Origin of the sequence: Propioniciclava soli, assembly GCF_014858005.1 — a bacterium.
Lineage (GTDB): Bacteria > Actinomycetota > Actinomycetes > Propionibacteriales > Propionibacteriaceae > Propioniciclava > Propioniciclava soli.
This window is the reverse complement of record NZ_JACYOT010000006.1, coordinates 330,787-348,790: the sequence shown is the minus strand read 5'-3', so window position 1 is coordinate 348,790 and position 18,004 is coordinate 330,787. Positions and strand designations below refer to the sequence as shown.

The window sequence follows — 18,004 nt, the reverse complement described above, 5'->3', positions numbered from 1 at the left end:
CCCCGTGCGTGCGCTCCCGCGGCCGACCTCCCGCGCCCTCGGCTCCCTCGTGCTGGGCGCCACGGTGGCCGGCGCTGCGTGGGGGACGGGGCAGGATGACCTGCTCTGGCCCGCGGTCTTCTTCATCGCCCTGCCGCTCGTCGCGCTGCTGAGCTCGCTGGTCACGCGGCCGAGCTTCCGGGTCGAGCGCTCCGTGTCACCGGTGGTGACCCCGGTCGGTGACACCGCGCGCGTCCGCCTCCGCTTCACCGCCACCCGCCCGGGCTTCGGCGTGGACGCGACCGCCTGGGACGACCCGGGGCCCCTCCTGGGCGCCCCCCACCTGATCCGGCTGGACGCCCGGCACCAGGGCGCCACGACCCACGCCGCCTACCCGATCCAGCCCCGGCGACGCGGGCGCCACCCGCTCGCGCGGCTCACGGTGCGCACCGGGGACGTCCTGGGGTTCTGGACGTTCTCCCGCACCGCCGGCCTCGCCACCGAGGTCGTCGTGACGCCGCGCGTCCACCCCCTGCCGCACGCCGGGCTCGGCGTGATCGGTGAGACGGGCGAGACGCCCCTGCCCCGGAGCGCACAGATCGGGCCCGACGACGCCACCGTGCGGGACTACCACCCCGGCGACGACGTGCGCCGCATCGACTGGCGCACCACCGCGCGCACGGGTGAGCTCATGGTCCGCCGCGAGGAGGCGGCCTGGGACCCCGCCGCCTGGCTGTTGCTGGACTCGCGCGCCGGCGTCCACGCCCCGGCGGGCGACACCCGGCCCACCTTCGAGTGGCTGGTGGACGCCGCCGCCTCCGTCGGCGAGCGGCTGCTCGAGGAGTCCTACGCGCTCGGCCTGGTGGACGCGGCCGGGGACGTCCACGAGGCCGGGAGCGACCCCGCCGTCGCGGCGGCGCGGTGGTTGGAGCCGCTGGTGGACGTGGACGTGACCGGCGTGGAGGACCTGCGCGCCGCCACCGAGGCCCTCCACCGCCGCGGTGACGGCGTCCTCGTCGCGCTGCTCGGCCGGCTGGACGCGTCGAGTGTCGACCTGCTCGCCGGGCTGCCCGCCTCGCGATGCGCCCGCATCGCGCTCGTGATCGCGCCCGCGGAGGCCCACCGGAACGAGTTCGACCACCACCGTGCGGCCCTGGAGCGGCACGACTGGGACGTCCGCACGACCACGCCCGACGGGGACCTCGCCGCGGCCTGGCTGCCGGACCGCGCCGGGGCGGGGGCGAGGCGCTGATGCCGACGGTACGCCTCCCCCTGGCCGTCGGGCTCGCGCTGGCCCTCCAGCTCTGGTCGTGGCAGCAGATCACCCGGGACACCGAGACCCTGCTGTGGGGCGTCGTCGTCATCGCCGTCACCGGGGTGAGCGGCTGGGTGACCCGCGCCCTGCGCCTCTCCCCGGCCCTCGCCCTGCCCCTCCAGACCGCCGTGGTCGCGGCCACGGTGGTGCTCGGCGTGGCGTTGCGGTTCGGAGCCGCGCGCGCCCTGGGGGTGGCCGGCCTCGCCACCGGGGGCGTCACCGCGATCACCACGGGCTCGGCGCCGCTGCCCCCCCATGCGGGCGTGATGTTCCTGCTCTGCGCCCTCGTGGCGTTGATCGCGCTCGCCGCCGACTGGATCGCGTGCGTGGTGAACCGACCCGCCGGGGTCGCCGTGCCGCTGCTCGCGCTGTACGCCGTCGTCGCGGTCGGCCTCGGAACCGCGATGCTGTTCTCCGAGTTCGCCCTCTTCGCCGTCGGGCTCGTCGTCGTGCTGCTCGCTGCCCTGCCGTCCGGCGACGGCCTGCCCGCGGGGCAGTGGGGGGCGGCGACGGCGTCCGCCGCCGTGGTGACGGCCGGCGCCCTGGTCGCCACCTGGGCCGTGGCGGACGCCCTGCCCGACCTGGAGGCCCCGCGCGCCCGCGCGCCGCTGCAGATGTCCGACCCGTCGCTCGACCTGAAACGCAACCTCGCCCAGGGCTCCGACGACGTGGTGGTCACCTACACCACCGACCAGCCGACCGGTGCCTACCTGAAGCTCGCGACGCTGCCCCGCTTCACCGCGCAGGGCTTCGGGCTGCAGGACGTGCGCGTCGCCACCGGACGCCTGCCCGCGCCCCCCGGCGTGCAACCCGGGACGGGGACGCGTCGGGTCACCGAGGTGCAGATCGGCGACTTCGCCAGCGAGTGGCTGCCGGCCCCGTACGCCCCCCTGTCGTTCGACGCGGAGGGGGACTGGGGGTTCGCGCTCGACACCCTCGACGTGATGGCGCTGGAAGGGCCCGGCCGGTCGTCGGCGACCCGGGGGCTGCGCTACACCGTCACCAGCCTCGACGTCCGGCCCGACGACGCGCTCCTCGCGACGGCCGGGACGTCGCTGGACGACGGGCGTCAGGAGCAGATCGAGCTTCCCCTCGTCGTGTCGGACGACGTGCGCGAGCTCGCCCTCACGGTCACCGAAGGCACCCGGACGGCGGGCGCCCAGGCCCTGGCGATCCAGCGGTGGCTGACCTCCGACGCGTTCACCTACTCCCTGGCCGCGGACACCGGCTCGGGCGACGGCATCGCCACCATCGAGGACTTCCTGTTCCACTCGCGCAGCGGGTACTGCGAGCAGTTCGCGGGCGCCATGGCGATCCTCGCGCGGGAGCTCGGCATCCCCAGCCGGCTGGCGGTCGGGTTCGTGCCCGGCACGCACGATCCGGACACCGGCGCCTGGGAGTTGACGGCGCGCGACCTGCACACCTGGCCCGAACTGTGGCTGGACGGCTACGGGTGGGTGGCGTTCGAACCCACCCCGGCGCGCGGCGGCTCGAACGTGCCCGATCCGAGCGTCAGCCCGTCCGCGACGCCCACCGCCGTGCCCACGCCCGCTGGTGCTCCGACGCCGACGCCCACCCCGACGGCCGCGGCGACGCCGCAGCCCACCGCGGCGCCCGTGCCGGGCCAGGGAGCCGGGGCGGACGTCGGAGTCTGGTGGCTGCTGGGGCTGGTGCTCGCGATCGCTGCCCTGGCGCTGGCCGCGCCCCGGGCGCTGCGCGTCCGGCGGCGCCGCCGACGGCTCGCGGGCACCGGCGACGCCCGCACCAACACCCTCGACGCGTGGGATGAGGTGCGCGAGTCCGTCACCGACGCGGCGCTCCCCTGGCCGGCCGGGTCACCCCGGTTCGCGGCGGCGGCCCTGGCGGATCGGCTGGGTGATGCGGACGCCAGCGCCGCCCTGGAGCGGCTGGCGGTCGCCGCGGAACGCGCGCTGTTCGACGTGCCGGGCGTCTATGACGGCTCCGGATCGTGGGCCGAGGAGGTGCAGCTCGTGCTCACCGCCCTGGCCCGGCAACGAGGCGGTCGCAGCGGGGGCGCCTGATGAGGACGCGCGCCGCGCAAACACAGGGAACGTGAGCATGGCGAGCGGGAACATGGCGAGCGGGAACGTGGGCGGCGCGGCGGCGCGGTGGCGCGGAGACGAACGAAGGGCGGCCCGCTCCGGGGCCGCCCCTTGTGGTTGTGTGGGGGGAGTGATTCAGGTGGGGATCAGAAGCGGTCGTCGGGGCGCTGCGGCCGGTCGGTGAACGCCTTGTCGGGCCGGATGCCCTCGTGACGGCCGCCGGTGTCGACGTGACGCCACGCGCTCAGCGCGACGATGGTGAAGACGAACATGACGATGAACCCCAGGACGCTGAGCCACCAGGCGACCTGCATGCCCGCGACGAGGGCGGCCACGCCGGCGAGGAAGCCCAGACCGGCGAGCGCGGCCCGGCGGCGGTGCAGGGTGCGGTGGGACGAACCCCGTAGCGTGCTGGCGAACTTGGGGTCCTCCGCGGCGAGGGCTGCTTCGAGTTGCTCGAGGAGCCGCTGCTCCTTCTCGGACAGTGCCATGTCGCCTCCCTCCTTGGTCGGCTCTGCGATGAACCTCCGTGGCGGGCTCCGCAGTGACGCCCAGTGTAGGCCTCGGCGGCGTCAAACGGAACCGCGTTTCGGGCCGGTGAGCGCCGCCCGGACCAGCGCGTGCGGGCCGAAGCGCGCCACGACGGCGTCCGCGGCCCGTTCCGCATCGCGCCAGCCGTGTTCGGGCTCGTCAAGAGCGGGTTGGGTGGCGACCTGACCCGCCTCGACCAAACCCTCGACCCGGACGCCGACCCGCCGGATCCGCGGCCGCTCCAGCCGAAAGGCCGCCCAGAGCCGGAGCGCCGCCGCGTGGAGGGCGTCGGTTCCGTCGGTGGGCGCCGCCAGGGTCAGCGATTTCTGCACCGTGCGGAAATCCGCGAAACGGAGCGTGAGGGTCACCGTCCTGCCCATCAGACCCGCCCGACGCATCCGGGAGGCCACCCGCGCGCTGATCCGCAACAGCTCGGTGGCGATGACGGCGGGGTCGTCGGTGTCACGGTCGAAGGTCTCCTGGTTGCCGACGCTGCGGTCGGCCGGGGTGGCGACCACACGGCGACCGTCGATGCCCCAGGCCAGCTCCCACAGCTCGGCGCCGGCCCGCGCCCCGAGGGCGCGCTGCAGCGTCGACTTCGGCGTGTGCGCCACCTGGCCGATCGTGGTGAGGCCGAGCTTGTGCAGGGACGCGGTCATGGCCGGGCCCACCCCCCAGATCTTCTCGACCGGCTGGGGGTGCAGGAAGCTCACCACCTCCCCCGGCTGCACCTGCACGAGCCCGTTCGGCTTGGCCGCGTTCGAGCCCATCTTCGCGATGAGCTTGGTGGGCGCGATCCCCACCGAACACGGCACGCCCTGCTCGTCGGCGACCATCGCCCGGATCAGCTCGCCCACCTCGACCGGCCCCCCCAGCAGCCGGCCGGTGCCCGTCAGGTCGAGGAACGCCTCGTCGAGGCTGACCCTCTCGACGGTCGGCGTGATCGAGGCGAAGATCGCGAAGACCCCGTCGGAGACCTCCTCGTAGGCGTCGTAGTCGGGCCGGATCGCGACCGCATCCGGGCACAACCGGCGCGCGCGCGTGGACGACATGCCCCCCTCCACCCCGTACGCCCGCGCCTCGTAGGACGCCGACAACACCACCCCGCGGCTGGCCCCGCCCACCCACACCGGACGCCCGCGCAGCTCGGGACGTTCGCGCAGGGCCACCTCGACGTAGAAGGCGTCCATGTCGACGTGGGCGATGACCGGCACGGACGGACCTCCTCGACGATTCGAACACACTTACCCATCCGATGGTAGGGGGTGGGTCCGACAAAAGCACCCCGCTCCCCTGGTCACCGGCCGGACGACCCCTGGCTGGAGTGCCACAGCTTGCGCCCCGGGTCGGCGTAGCGCTTCGGGATCTGCTTGGGCGACTCCCCCGCCGGCGCCACGTCGGTGTAGGGCGACTGCACGAACCCGCTGGGGTGCACCAACACCCGACGCTGCCCCATGCCACCGGCGGCGCCCGCGTGCTCGGTGTCGGCCCGGGGCTGGTTGACGGGGGGCCGGTCGGCGCGGGGTTCGTCGGCGCGGGGTTCGTCGGCGCGGGGTTCGTCGGCCCAGGGCCGGCCCTCCGCCTTGGCGTTCCAGTCCCACTCGGCGCGGGCCCGGTCGCGGGCGGCGTTGGCCTCCTCCTGCGCCGCGAGGTCGGTGTCGATGACCGACCGCACGGCCGCGGCGGCGGCGTCCGGATCGCCGGTGGCCTCCAGGACGGACGCCCACCGCTCCCGCAGCTGCAGCAGGTCCCACGCCCCGATCGCCCGCAGCGACACCCCGCGCGGACCGGTGCGCCGCAGCTCCCCCACCCCGAGCAGCAGCCAGCTGTTGAACACCGTGGTGGCGAAGGGGCCCTGGGCGTCCTCGAAGAACGTCAGGTCCACCAGGCCCCGGGTGTCGTCGAGCGTCGCGAAGACCACCCGGCGCCCCGACTTCACGGGCGGCGTCTGCGTCGCCACCTTCACCCCGGCCACCAGGAGCCGGCTCTGGCTGCGCCGCTGGAGCAACTGGTCGGACCAGGTGACCCCGATCGCGTCCAGGAAGTCCCGGTGCTCGGCCAGCACGTGGCGCGTGGCGTCCAGGCCGAGCACCGCCAGCTCCGCCTCCAGCCGCTCGGTCGCGGTCATCTCGGGCAACCCGGACGGGCGGACGTCGGCCGGCAACGCCACGTCGGCCGCCAGCGCGACGTCGGCGGGGAACGCACCCCGGGTCGGGACCGCGAGGTCGGCGGGAGTGGCCTCGGCCGGCGGGGCGAAGTCGAACGCCAGTTGGACGGCCTGCTCCGTGGTCGCCCCCTGGCTGCCCAGGCCGCGGGCCCGGCCGTGGGCGCGGGCGTCCACCCGATCGGCCCGGGCGAGGTCGGCGAGGGTGAGCAACAGGTCGCGGCGGGTGACGACGCCCCGGGCGCCGATGCGCCGCGGGCCGCCGATGCGGTAGAGCGTGTCGAACGCCCCGGCCAGCACCAGGTGCTCGGCGACGTCGCTCGACGGGCGGGCGCGCTGCCAGAAGTCGACGAGCCCCGCGTAGGGCCGACCGCTCGCGATGCGGTCGATCTCGGCGTCCGTGATGCCCTTCACCTCGCTCAGCGCCAGCCGGATGCCGAGGGTGTGGACGGCCACCGCCGAGCGAGGCTGCTCCGCAGCACCCAAGGCAGCGGGGGGCCCGGCGTCGGCCACCGACTCGATCCGGTGGACTGCGTCGGAGGCGTTGACGTCCAGCGGCAGGATGGGGACGCCGACGCGCCGCGCCTCCTCCAGGATGAGCCGTTTGGGGTACATGCCGGGGTCGTGGGTGAGGAGCCCCGCGATGAAGGCGGCCGGGTGGTGCCACTTCAACCACGCCGACTGGTAGGTGGGCAGCGCGAACGCCGCCGCGTGGGCCTTGCAGAACCCGAACGACGCGAACGCGACCAGCACCTCCCACACGTGCCCGATCAGCGCCTCGTCGTAGCCCCGCGCCCGCGCGGCGGGCACGAACCAGCGCCGCACGTCTTCCTGCCCCTGCGTCGAGCCGAGCGCGCGCCGCGCCTCGTCGCCGTGGGCGAGCGAGCAGCCGGTCATGACGGCGACCAGCTTGATCACCTGCTCGTGGAACACGACGACCCCCTGGGTCTCCGCGAGGGCGGGCACCAGGTCGGGGTGGGGGTAGCTGGCCTCGTTCCACCCGTTGCGGGCGCGCAGGAACGGCACGACCATGTCGGACTTCACCGGCCCGGGCCGGAACAGGCTGATGTCGATGACCAGGTCGTTGAACTCGCGTGGCCCGAACTTGCCCACCAGCTCGCGTTGGCCCGGCGACTCGATCTGGAAGCAGCCGATCGTCTCCGCGCGGCCGATCATGCCGTACACGTCGGCGTCCTCGTACGGCGCCAGTGCGTCCACGTCCACCCGCTCGCCGGTGACGCGGGCCACCTCGTCGACGGCGTGCGCCATCGAGCTCTGCATCCGGATGCCGAGGATGTCGAGCTTCAACAGCCCGATGTCCTCCACGTCGTCCTTGTCGAACTGGCTCATCGCGTAGCCGCCGAACGATGCCTCGACCGGCGTCCGCTCCCCCAGCGTGGCGTCGGACAGGATCACCCCGCATGGGTGCAGCGCCACGTGCCGGGGCAGCCCGTCGAGGGACTCCACCAGGGTGAACAGCGTCTCCAGCTGGGTGTCGGCCACCTTCAGCCGCCGCAGCTCGGGCAGCTCGCGCAGCGCGTGGCGCACGTCGCGGGCGCGGATGTGCGGGAAGGCCTTGGCCAACGCGTCCACGTCCCCCGGCGGCAGGCTCATCGCCGCGCCCGTGTCGCGGATGGCGTGGCGGACGCGGTACGTCTCCAGCATCGCCACCGCGGCGACCCGGTCGGCGCCGAAATCGGCGAACACCCGGTCGTACACCTCCAGCCGCCGGGCCGACTCCACATCGATGTCGATGTCGGGCAGCGCCCGGCGCAGCGGGGAGAGGAACCGCTCCATGATGAGGTCGTAGCGGATCGGGTCGACCCCCGAGATGCCCAGGCAGTAGTTGACGAGGCTGCCCGCCCCCGAGCCGCGCGCCGCCACGCGGATGCCCATCTCCTTCACCGTGTCGACCACCTGGGCGACCGTGAGGAAGTACGCCGCGAACCCCAGTTGTTCGATGACGCCCAGCTCGTCGGCCAGCCGGTCGTGCGTGGCCGACGGCGCCGCGCCGTAGCGGGCCGCCAGCCCGGCCTCGCACCGGGCGCGCAGCTCGCCGATGCCCCCGGCGAACTCGGGCAGGTGGATCTCCCCCAGCCCCAGATCGGCCCGCGGGTCGAGGCGACAGCGCAGCGCCAGGTGCCGGGTGTCGCCGAACAGGCGGGTCGCGTCCGGCCGGCCGGCGAGGCGGGCGACCTCCTCGGCGGTCGCGACCATGTCCTTGCCCGACTTGAGGTACCCCTCGGCGTTGCGCCGGTCGACGTTGCGGACGTCGAGGGGCACCAGGCGGCGGGCGGCGTCCAGCACGTCGGCGACCGGGGCGTCCGCGCGACGGGCCATGCGGACGGCGTTGGTGAGGACGCCGGCCAGCCCGTGGGCGTCGGCGAAGGCGAGCATGCGCCCCGCCAGGCGCGCCGACCCGACCGCGCAGCCCCCCGGGCCGGGCGCGACGTGGTGGTTGGTGACGCCGAGGACGATCTGGTGGTCCTCCAGCACCGCCCGCCACGCCGCCAGGACGGCCTCGGCCCGGGCGTCGTCGCGCTCGGCGAGGGCCTCCCCCAGGTCGGAGTCGGGGCCGAGGACGACGACGACATCGGTGGCGTGGGCGCCGACGAGGAGCCGGTTGGCGACCGGCTTGCCGCGCTCACCGCGCGCGTGGGTGGCCGAGACCAGCCGGCACAGCGAGCCCCAGCCGCGCCGCGACTCGGCGAGCACCACCACGCGGGGCAGGGCGTCGCCGCCCCGCGTCCAGCCGGCGCCGGCCGCCCGACGGCCGTCCCGCTCCACCGCGAGATCGGCCCCGACCACCGGGGCGACGCCCGCCCCCAGGCACGCCTTGGCGAACCGGATGGCGCCGTAGAGCCCGTCGCGGTCGGTGAGGGCGAGGGTGTCCATGTCATGGTTCGCCGCCTGCGCGACGAGCGCCGACGGGTGCGCGGTGCCGTACTGCAGCGAGTAGCCCGACGCGACCCGCAGGTGGACGAACGGGTCACCCATGCCGCCCACCCCCGCCGCAGTACCAGGCTGCGGCCGCAGCGAACGCCTCGGCATCGCGCACGAGGTCGTCCGCCTCGCGGGTGCCGACCAGCCCGGACGCCCCCGCCGCGACCGCCTGCCGCTTGAGCTCGAGGGTGCCGAAGTAGGCCGCCCACTCGCCCAGCTCGGGCGCGACGGCGGCCACCACCTCCCAGACCCCGCGCCGCCCGCGCAGCCGGGGCCGCCGCACCGCCAGCACCGCCGCGGCCACCCGCAGCGCGGCAGCGTGGGCGGCGAGGTAGCGCGTCGCCGGGCGCGCGGCGTCCTCCGCGGCGGCCAGCGCGGCGGCGACGTCGTCGACCGCCCCGCCCCCGTTCTCGGCCACCAGGGGGCCCGCGCGGTGAGACGTGCGGTGGGGTCCGGGGACGTCGAGGGCGGGCATCAGTCCACCACCGCCCGCAGCGACCAGGCGTCGTGGCTGACCGGGTGCGCCAGCTCGTAGACCCCCGGGGAGGCCCAGGCCCCCGGTGAGGCCACCACCCGCCAGACCTCCGACTCGGCGAGCAGGTCGGCGTCCGCGTCCGCCCCGGTGGACGCCTCCGCGCGCCCCCCGGCCCCGCGCGACCACCAGTCCGCGGTCTCCTTCCACCGTGTCTCGACGCTCAGCACCCGCCACAGCCGGCGCCGCCACAGGAACTGGACGGGGGCGAGCTCGCCGTCCACCTCACCCGAGCGCACCTCGATCGGTTCGTCGTACCGTCGCATGACCACCCTCCCCTTTTCGAACAGAAGTTCGATGGAGCGATCACTCTACGCCGCGCCTCCGACAATCCGTCAAGAGCCCGCGTCCGCCCCCTGCCGCCGGCGGTGCACCACGCCGGGACGGGCGTCGCCCAGCAGCTGCGAGACGGTCACCAGGGTGTAGCCCCGCTCCCGCAGCCCGTCGATGATGCGGGGCACGGCGGCCACGGTCGGGGCGTGAATGTCGTGCATCAACACGATCGAGCCGCGCCGGGTGTCGCGCAGCGCGGCCGCCACGGTGGCATCGGTGTCCCGGGTCTTCCAGTCGAGGGTGTCGACGTCCCACAGGATCACCGGGGCCCCCGCCACGGCGTCGGTGGTGGCGTTGCGCGAGCCGTAGGGCGGCCGGAAGACCGTCGGCGTCGCGCCGGCCGCAGCGATCGCCGCCGCCGCCCGCTCCACCTCCTCGCGCTGGCCGGCCCGGCCCAGCTTGGTGAGCTGCTGGTGATCCCACGTGTGGTTGCCGATCTCGTGCCCCTCGGCCGCCATCCGGCGCACCAACCCCGGCTGTCGGGCCACGTTCTGGCCGGGCAGGAAGAACGTGGCCGGCGCCTTCCGGGCGGCCAGCAGGTCGAGCAACCGGGCCGTGTGCGGCCCGGGGCCGTCGTCGAACGTCAGCGCCACGCACGGCGTGGCCGCGCAGTCCACCGACCCCGCAGCGGTGCCGGACGCCGCCGGCGCGGCCGGGGTGCCCGGCCCTGCCGCCCTACTCGAAGCGGGCGACGCGCTCGGGGTGGCCGACGAACTCGGGGCGGCCGAAGAACTCGAGGTGGGCGGGGCCGTCGGCGTGGCCACGGGAGCGGGCGTCGGGGTGGCCGCGGGAGCGGGGGGCGTCGACGCGGCGATCGGGCCGACCGCGGCGTAGGCGTCCCGGACCCGCCGCCCGTTCGGCGACAACAACCCCTCGGCGACCTCGGCCGGCACCACGGCGTCCACCTCCCCCTCACTGAAGGGTGCCACGACCCCCTCGCCGACGCAAAACGACGAGCTCGCCGGCGCGCGTGAACGTCAGGTCGGCGAACAGCGCCTCGCGCGCGGCCGGCGTGGCGGCCAGGTCGTCGAGCACCGGGTGCCCGGCCGCCCGCAGCGCCGCCAGGGTCGCGTCCGCGAACGCATCGGCGCTCTCGTCGGCCACCAGGTCGCGCCCGGACAGCGCGGCCGTGGCCCCGCGCTCGGCGTGGAACGTGGCCGAGGTCAGCGCCCCGTTGGCACCGCTGAACTCGTACAGCTCCACGCGCACACCCACCATGCCGCCCGGCTCGTCGAGGGTCGCCGCCCACTGCCCGTTGAGCTCGGGCGGCGCCTCCTCGCTGGGGATCTCGTCGGCACGGAAGACCTCCAGACGCTCGTCCAGCCAGGCGCGCACCGCCGTGCCGAGCGGCGCGGCGTCCGGCACCACCGGCCAGGCGAGGAACACGGGCCGGTCGGGCCGATTCTCGACGAGCTGGTCGCTGGCCCACGTCGCCGGGGCCGCCACGGCTGCCGGGGGCGTCACCCCGGGGCGGACGGCGACGGCGTCACGGACGCAGCGGGTGCGCACGCGACGAGAAGGACACTGCACGCCAGGGCCGCCCCCCGGCGGCCGAACCCACGACTCACTCTGGTGAACCTACGCCGCCCCGGACGCCGGCGCGTCGCTCCACGGTCGGGATGCCCCTGCGCCCCGAGCGGCCCCGACGTCCGACCGTGCGCGCAGCCGCCCTCATCCCTGGCGGGGAGCCCTGCGTCAGTCGCCGAGGCGCTCCATCAGGTCGACCCGCGGTGGGCGCAGGATCGAGCGCGCCACGTTGCGGAAGTCGTACGTCTCGAGGATGCGGGCGGCCTCCTCGTCGGAGAGGTCGTAGGCGTGCGCGAGCATGCGGACGTTCTCGGTGTAGAAGGCATGCAGCTTGTCGACACCCTTGATGAATTCCAGTGCGTTGCCCACCGCAACCCTCCCCACCCGCGCGCGCGACGGCGTCCGCCGCCCTGAACCATTCCACTCTAGGCGCGCCGGGGGCGTGGCCGGCACGGGGGTGGGCCGTACCACCAGCGACGAATGGATGACATTGTGGTGAACGGAGCCCGAACGGCGCGTGCGCGCTGTCACCCCCGCCCAGTACCCTCGGCGTCCATGGAGATGCTCCCCGCCGCCTTCGCCTCCGGGTGGGCCAGCGGCGTCAACGCCTGGGCCACCGTGCTGGTGCTGGGGCTGCTGGGCCGCTTCGCCGGCATCGACGGCGTCCCGGCCGGGTTCCAGCGCACCGACGTGCTGGTCGTCGTCGGCGTCCTGTGCCTCATCGAGGTGGTGGCCGACAAGATCCCGTACGTCGACTCCGCCTGGGACGCCGTCTCCACCGTGATCCGCCCCATCGCCGGCGCGGCGATCGGTGCCCTGTGGGCCGGCGCCACGGGCGACCTCACCACGGTCACCCTGGCCGCCGTCGGGGGCGTCACCGCCTTGGTCAGCCACCTCACCAAGGCCGGGATCCGCCTGGCGGTGAACACCTCCCCCGAGCCGGTGACCAACGTGGCCGCCTCGTCGGCGGGCGACGTGGCCGTCACCGGCGTCGCCACCCTCGTCGCGGTGGCGCCGGTGGCCGCGGCGGTCGTCTTCGGCATCCTGCTGCTGGCGGGGCTGGGCGCCCTGTGGTACTTGGCGTCCCGCATCCGCCGCGGGTGGGCGTCCTTCCAGCGCTGGCGCGACCGCCACGCCCCCACCCCCGCCTGACGTGGGCACCGTCGCCGTCCTCGGCGGCACCGTCGCCGGTGTCGCCGCCGCCGCCCGGCTCGCCCACGTCGGCCACGACGTCACCCTGGTCGAGCCCGACCCCGGCTGGCCGGACGCGCTTGCCGCCCAGCTCGGCGCGACGGCGGGCTCGGTGGTGGTCGACTTCCCCGCCCCGTGGCGCGACCTGTTCACCAAGTCGGGCCGCCCCGCCAAGGGCGCGCTGGGCCTCCACGGCCTCGAACTCGTGCCCCACCCCGACAGCCCCGGCGACCGCGGGGAGCAGTGGTACCGCGACGTCGACGCCCTCGGCGAGGACGCCGCCGCCGCCTGGCGCGACCTCGTCGACGCCGCCGACCGCACCTGGCAGGCGCTGCGTCCCCTCGGCCTGGAGGCCGAACTCACCGACGCCGCGGTGGCCCGCGCCGGGCTCGACCCCCGGCGCAGCCTGGCGCACGTGGCCCGCGACCTCCGGCACCCCGTGCTGGCCGACCGCGTCCGCGCCGTCGCCACCGACCGGGGGTTGGACCCGGCCGACGCGCCCGCCTGGCTCACCTCCCGCCTCAGCATCGACCGCACGTTCGGCCGATGGCAGCTCGTGGACGCCGCGGGTGCCCCGGCGCCGGCGTCCGCCCTGGTCGACGTGCTGCGCGGCCGGCTCGCCGCCCGGGGCGTCCCCACCACCGCAACAACGCCGGCCGCCGCCGTCACGATCGACACGCGCGACCCCGGCCTCACCTGGCACCGCCCCCGCCGCTGGCGGCCGCGGGACACCTTCGTCGACCAGTTGCTGGCCCGCCCCCGCCTCGTCGACCCCACCACCCCGGGCCGATTCGTCGTCCACGCCTCCAGCCCGGGCGGGGCAGAACCGTGGGCCCAGGTGCTCAGCGGGGCGCTGGCGTCCTACGCCGCCCACGCGCACCTCACGGGGGAGGACATTCGGCCGACGAACACCCGCCAGGGCCATGGACGGGCGCGGTAGGATGTCAGGTCTTGGTCATGTCACGGTCACCAGGCAGGACGACTCTTGAACGATGCAGAGCTGCTCGCACGCGAGCTGGCCACTGAGCAGGCACACGTGGATGCCGTCCACGCCCGACTGGAGGAGGCGACCCTCTCCGCTCGCTCCGCCGCGAGAACGGGGCGCGCGATCTACACCTCGGACCGCCAGAGCTGGATGCGCGAGGAGGACGGCACGGCGATGTTCGAGCGCGACGCCTTCGCCTTCCAGGCCGCGCGCCGCCTCGCGACGCTGGACGCCGAGCACGAGGGCCTGGTCTTCGGCCGGCTCGACCTCGACGAGACGGGCGACTCCACCGGTTCCGACGGTCGCGAGGTGCGCTACATCGGCCGCATCGGCGTCCGCGACGAGGAGTACGAGCCCCTGGTGATCGACTGGCGGGCGCGGGCCGCCGAGCCGTTCTACCGGGCGACCGCGACCAACCCGATGGACGTCGTGCGGCGCCGCGTCCTGCGCTGCCGCAACGAACAGGTCATCGGCATCGAGGACGACCTGCTCGACACGGACGCCAACCGCGACGGCCTGCCCATCATCGGCGAGGGCGCCCTCATGGCGTCGCTCTCCCGGGCGCGGGGCACGCGGATGCGCGACATCGTCGCCACGATCCAGGCCGAGCAGGACGAGGCCATCCGCGCCGACCACGCGGGCGTGACGATCATCAGCGGCGGGCCCGGCACGGGCAAGACCGTCGTGGCGCTGCACCGGGCCGCCTACCTGCTGTACTCCCACCGGCGCCGCTTCGAGCGTGGCGGCATCCTCGTCGTCGGGCCGGGCCCGGTGTTCATGAACTACATCGAGCGCGTGCTGCCCAGCCTCGGGGAGGACTCGGTGACCCTGCGCGCGATCGGGGACGTCGCGTCCGACGCGCTCGGCGGGCTCACCGCCGAGGTGGTGGACGATGCCCCCACCGCGTTCGTCAAGGGCAGTCTGCGCATGGTGTCGGTGCTGCGGAACCTCGTGAACCTGCCCCTGGTCGACCCCGGCGCCGACGGGCTGTCGCTGCGCGTCACCGTGAAGGGCAACGTGCTGAAGCTCGACGAGGGCCAGCTCGCCCGCCTGCGCGCGAACATCCTCGCCCACCAGAAGGTCAACCTCGCGCGGGACGCCGCCGAGCGGGCACTCACCGACGCGCTCGCCGCGCAGGTGCCGGCCGACCTCGACCTCGAGCAGGAGGCGGTGGACGACCTGATCGCCTCGTCGGCGCCGTTCCAGATGTTCCTCAACGCGTGGTGGCCGGCGCTGTCGCCGACCGATGTGCTGCGGCGGCTGGGCGACCCCGGGGTGGTGGAGCGCGTGGCCGGCGGGTTGTTGGACGCCGACGAGCAGGCCCTGCTGGTCGCGTCGCGCGCCGCGGACCGGCCCTGGACCGTCGCCGACACCGCCCTGCTCGACGAGCTGGCCGCGCTGCTGGGGCCGGTGCCGGTGGAGGAGGAGGTCGACCCGACGCTGTTCCTGCTCGAGGGCGCCGAGGTCTCCGAGTTGGTGACCACCGAGCCCGGCCGAGCCGAGGCGGCGGAGTCGCTCACCGACGACGCCCACGAGACCTACGCCCACGTGCTGGTCGACGAGAGCCAGGACATCACCCCGATGCAGTGGCGCATGCTGCGGCGGCGCGGTTCGCAGGCGTCGTGGACGGTGGTGGGCGATCTGGCCCAGAGCTCTTGGCCGGATCTCGACGAGGTCGGCCGGGCCGTGCGCGACCTCATCGGCCGCGCCCCCCACCGCGAGTTCCGCCTCTCGGTGAACTACCGCTCGCCGGCGGAGGTCTTCGCGCTGGCGGCCCGCGTGGTGAAGGCGCACCACCCGACGGCGGACCTACCGCACGCCGTGCGGTCCACCGGCGTCGAGCCGGCCCTATTGACCGCGGGCGAGCCGGAGCTGGTGGGTGCGGTGGCGGACGCCGTCGCCCGGCTCACCGGCGAGGTCGGCGGCACCGTCGGCGTGATCGTGCCGCCGTCGCGGCTGGCCGCTCTGGGCCAGGGGGTGGGTGCGAAGCTGGACGACGCGGTGACCGAGGAGGCCCGCTCTCGCGTGCTGTTCGTCTCGCCGCTGGAGGCCAAGGGCCTGGAGTACGACGGCGTCGTCGTGGTCGCGCCGGACGAGATCGTCGCGGAGAGCCCCGGCGGCATCCGGGTGCTCTACGTCGCGCTCACCCGCCCGACGCAGCGGCTCGTCACCCTCGACGTGGGCGGGCCCGGCGCCTGGCGGGCCGACCTGCCCGACTGATCGCGCCTGTCGGGGGTGCGGGGCGGACGCCGTTCAGCGGCTCGCGCTGCGCAGCCGGAGGCCGACCACCCCGAGCGGCACGACGGCCAGCGCGGCGACCGACGAGGTCACGAGCGCAGTAGTCGCGTGCGGGCCGGAGCCGACCCACCACCAGCCACCCACCAGGGCGACCAGCGTGCACCAGCCGAGCGCGACGAAGACGGCCCGCCGGTCGGTGCGCCGGTGGGGGCCCTCGGCGCGCCGCGTGACCAGCGCGGTGATGACGAGCCCCAACGCAAGCCAGCCGAGCGCCAGGCCCAAGACGACGGGGCCCCACAACAGGTTGAATGCCTGGAACGCCACGGCCAGGGACGAGCCCAGGATCACGGCGAGCGCCAGCAGGAGCCACCCGTCCGGCCGGCGGGCCGGCGCGGGGGCCGGGGGCGGGGACGCGGCGGTTTCGGTCTCGGCGGGCCGGGGCAACAGCGTCGTCATGACGGTGAGCCTAGGGTGCCCGCGGGGGGCCCGGCGACGTCCGACGCGCGAACCCGACCGAAGACTGGCCGAACGTCCCACCAGGGTCGTACGGCGCGCGATGGTGCGCCGTCGGTCCCGGCCGGGACGGTCACGGGTAGTGTCAGCCCCGCCGGATCCACCACCGCGCCGATACCGATCGGAGGACACCATGCCCCAGCTCACCCCCCGTGCCGCGCGAGCCGCACGCGTCTGGCTCGCTGCGGTCGCGCTCAGCGGGGTTGTCGGGTGCACTGCCCCCGGTGATTCCGCGTCGAGTCCGGCCGCAATGGCGCCGGTGGTGACGGCCAGCCCGGTCACGACCGCACCCTCGGTGACCCCCACCCCCACCCCGACCCCGACCGCGGCGGTGGGGGCCTCCTTCGCCGTCGAGGTCGCCAGCGGCACCCTGCCCGCCGGTTACACCGACCGGACCGAGGCGATGGCCGACGACTTCGGCGAGATGGTCGGGATCGTCCAGCTCTGGGCCGAGGGGCCGACGGACGACAACATCATCACCATCATGGGGCAGGAGATGCCCACGCAGGCCCCGGTGCCGGTCGAACAGCTCGACTGGTTGGTGGAGTCCCAGACCGACGGTGAGCTGCAGGTGCTGGAGCCCCGCACGGTCGGCGGCGTGGCGATGCGCAGGTACGCGGTGAACCAGGACGGGGGGCCGCAGACCGTGCTCGCCAAGGCCGAGGGCGGCTCCGTGGCCCTCATCATGTTGATGTCGGTCACGGACGCCGAGGCCGACATCCTGCTCGACTCGATCGTCTGGAACTGAGGCTCCGGCCGGCCCGGGCGCTCAGGCCGTCCGCACGGGCATGGCGCGGAGGCGCGCCAGGATCTCGGCGGTCGCCCGGGAGCGATTGAGCGTGAAGAACTGCAGCCCCGGGGCGCCGGCGGCCAGCACGTCGTCGGCGAGGCGGGTCATCAGGTCGATGCCGACGGCGCGGAACCGGTCGCGGTCGTCCGCCGCGGCGCGCAACGTGGCCTCGACCTCGGCTGGCATCCGCGCGCCCGAGAGGTGCGCGAAGCGTTCAATCTGGCTCGGCACGGTCACCGGCATGATGCCCGCGACGATCGGCATCGTGCCACCGAGGGCCCGGAACCGGTCGACGAGCGCGACGTAGGCGTCCACCGAGAAGAACAGCTGGGTGATCGCGAACTCCGCGCCGGCCTCCTGTTTCTCGAGCAGGATGCGCGCGTCGAGCTCGGCCGAGCCGTCGGGGTGGACGTCGGGGAACGCGGCGACACCGACCGTGAAGTCGCCGGACTGCTTGGCGAGCCGCACCAGGTCGGTGCCGGTGCGCAGCCCGTCCGCGTGGGGGGCGAACCGCTCCCCGTCGGTGGGGTCGCCGCGCAACGCCAGGATGTGCGTCACCCCCAGGCGCTCGTAGGACTCCAGGGCCCGGCGCACCTCGGCCGTGCTCTGCCCGGCCACCGTGAGGTGCCCCATGGTGGGCGTCGCAGTCTGGCCGCGGATCGCCCCGACGGCGGAGAACGTCTTGTACCGCGCCGCCCCGGTCGCGCCGTAGGTGACCGACACCCAGTCGGGCGCGAGCGGGCCGAGGGCGTCCACGGTGCCGATGAGCTGCTGGACGCCGGCGTCGTCGCTGGGCGGGAAGAACTCGAAGCTGAAGGTGGGGCGTCCGCGCTCGTGGAGACGGTCGACGAGGGGGGACGCGGGCATGCGCGCAACCCTAGGACAGCCGCGCGGACGGCG

The 18,004-nt window shown here is 75.1% G+C and carries 16 protein-coding genes and 1 pseudogene; 7 read left to right on the top strand and 10 right to left on the bottom strand.

The window, feature by feature from the left end:
• The first annotated feature begins 4 nt into the window (after positions 1-4).
• Together IFY26_RS18170 and IFY26_RS08650 are read left to right on the top strand one after the other, a co-directional pair.
• Positions 5-1,231, top strand: a complete 1,227-nt coding sequence (locus tag IFY26_RS18170; RefSeq protein WP_232548583.1) for a DUF58 domain-containing protein — start codon at positions 5-7, stop codon at positions 1,229-1,231.
• Positions 1,231-3,336, top strand: a complete 2,106-nt coding sequence (locus tag IFY26_RS08650) for a transglutaminase TgpA family protein (protein WP_232548582.1) — start codon at positions 1,231-1,233, stop codon at positions 3,334-3,336. Before IFY26_RS18170 ends, IFY26_RS08650 begins: the two co-directional genes overlap by 1 nt.
• A 167-nt stretch (positions 3,337-3,503) precedes the next feature.
• On the opposite strand, the gene IFY26_RS08645 is transcribed toward IFY26_RS08650, so the two are convergent.
• The 6 genes from IFY26_RS08645 to IFY26_RS08620 all read right to left on the bottom strand — a co-directional run bounded on the left by IFY26_RS08645 (position 3,504) and on the right by IFY26_RS08620 (position 10,453).
• The gene (locus IFY26_RS08645) at positions 3,504-3,848 is read right to left on the bottom strand and encodes a DUF3040 domain-containing protein (protein ID WP_232548581.1); all 345 of its coding nucleotides are present in this window, start codon (positions 3,846-3,848) and stop codon (positions 3,504-3,506) included.
• An 81-nt stretch (positions 3,849-3,929) separates the two neighbouring features.
• Entirely contained in the window at positions 3,930-5,102 is a 1,173-nt protein-coding gene (gene dinB / locus IFY26_RS08640; protein ID WP_232548580.1) for a DNA polymerase IV, read from the bottom strand.
• An 83-nt stretch (positions 5,103-5,185) separates the two neighbouring features.
• Positions 5,186-9,049: a DNA polymerase III subunit alpha gene (locus tag IFY26_RS08635; RefSeq protein ID WP_232548579.1), complete on the bottom strand. Its 3,864-nt coding sequence runs from the start codon at positions 9,047-9,049 to the stop codon at positions 5,186-5,188.
• Positions 9,042-9,470, bottom strand: a complete 429-nt coding sequence (locus tag IFY26_RS08630) for an SAV_6107 family HEPN domain-containing protein (RefSeq protein WP_232548578.1) — start codon at positions 9,468-9,470, stop codon at positions 9,042-9,044. Before IFY26_RS08630 ends, IFY26_RS08635 begins: the two co-directional genes overlap by 8 nt.
• Complete coding sequence (locus IFY26_RS08625; protein ID WP_232548577.1) at positions 9,470-9,793, bottom strand: DUF6504 family protein; 324 nt, start codon at positions 9,791-9,793, stop codon at positions 9,470-9,472. The genes IFY26_RS08630 and IFY26_RS08625 overlap by 1 nt, the downstream gene beginning before the upstream one ends.
• Before the next feature lie 69 nt (positions 9,794-9,862).
• On the bottom strand, positions 9,863-10,453 hold the full coding sequence (locus IFY26_RS08620; protein WP_232548576.1) for a polysaccharide deacetylase family protein: 591 nt from the start codon (positions 10,451-10,453) through the stop codon (positions 9,863-9,865).
• 7 nt (positions 10,454-10,460) lie between these two features.
• On the opposite strand from IFY26_RS08620, the gene IFY26_RS08615 reads away from it, so the two are divergent.
• Entirely contained in the window at positions 10,461-10,694 is a 234-nt protein-coding gene (locus IFY26_RS08615) for a hypothetical protein (RefSeq protein ID WP_232548575.1), read from the top strand.
• A 78-nt stretch (positions 10,695-10,772) separates the two neighbouring features.
• Here IFY26_RS08615 and IFY26_RS08610 read toward each other — a convergent pair whose 3' ends face one another.
• Positions 10,773-11,369: a hypothetical protein gene (locus IFY26_RS08610; protein WP_232548574.1), complete on the bottom strand. Its 597-nt coding sequence runs from the start codon at positions 11,367-11,369 to the stop codon at positions 10,773-10,775.
• 186 nt (positions 11,370-11,555) lie between these two features.
• Positions 11,556-11,756, bottom strand: coding sequence for a hypothetical protein (locus tag IFY26_RS08605; RefSeq protein WP_232548573.1), 201 nt, complete (start codon positions 11,754-11,756; stop codon positions 11,556-11,558).
• A 186-nt stretch (positions 11,757-11,942) separates the two neighbouring features.
• Here IFY26_RS08605 and IFY26_RS08600 point away from each other — a divergent pair, with 186 nt between their 5' ends.
• From IFY26_RS08600 to IFY26_RS08590, 3 genes and pseudogenes are all read left to right on the top strand, one after another.
• A complete protein-coding gene (locus IFY26_RS08600) occupies positions 11,943-12,539 on the top strand; it encodes a DUF4126 domain-containing protein (protein WP_232548572.1) in 597 nt (198 codons plus the stop codon).
• A gap of 823 nt (positions 12,540-13,362) precedes the next feature.
• Positions 13,363-13,518: pseudogene (locus IFY26_RS18375) on the top strand (carotenoid dehydrogenase); the annotation flags it as partial.
• Between the two features lie 45 nt (positions 13,519-13,563).
• The gene (locus IFY26_RS08590; protein WP_232548570.1) at positions 13,564-15,783 is read left to right on the top strand and encodes a HelD family protein; all 2,220 of its coding nucleotides are present in this window, start codon (positions 13,564-13,566) and stop codon (positions 15,781-15,783) included.
• A 33-nt stretch (positions 15,784-15,816) separates the two neighbouring features.
• On the opposite strand, the gene IFY26_RS08585 is transcribed toward IFY26_RS08590, so the two are convergent.
• Positions 15,817-16,257, bottom strand: coding sequence for a hypothetical protein (locus IFY26_RS08585; protein ID WP_232548569.1), 441 nt, complete (start codon positions 16,255-16,257; stop codon positions 15,817-15,819).
• 319 nt (positions 16,258-16,576) lie between these two features.
• Here IFY26_RS08585 and IFY26_RS08580 point away from each other — a divergent pair, with 319 nt between their 5' ends.
• Positions 16,577-17,062, top strand: coding sequence for a hypothetical protein (locus IFY26_RS08580; protein WP_232548568.1), 486 nt, complete (start codon positions 16,577-16,579; stop codon positions 17,060-17,062).
• 21 nt (positions 17,063-17,083) lie between these two features.
• On the opposite strand, the gene IFY26_RS08575 is transcribed toward IFY26_RS08580, so the two are convergent.
• On the bottom strand, positions 17,084-17,971 hold the full coding sequence (locus tag IFY26_RS08575) for a methylenetetrahydrofolate reductase (RefSeq protein ID WP_232548567.1): 888 nt from the start codon (positions 17,969-17,971) through the stop codon (positions 17,084-17,086).
• Positions 17,972-18,004: the final 33 nt, after the last annotated feature.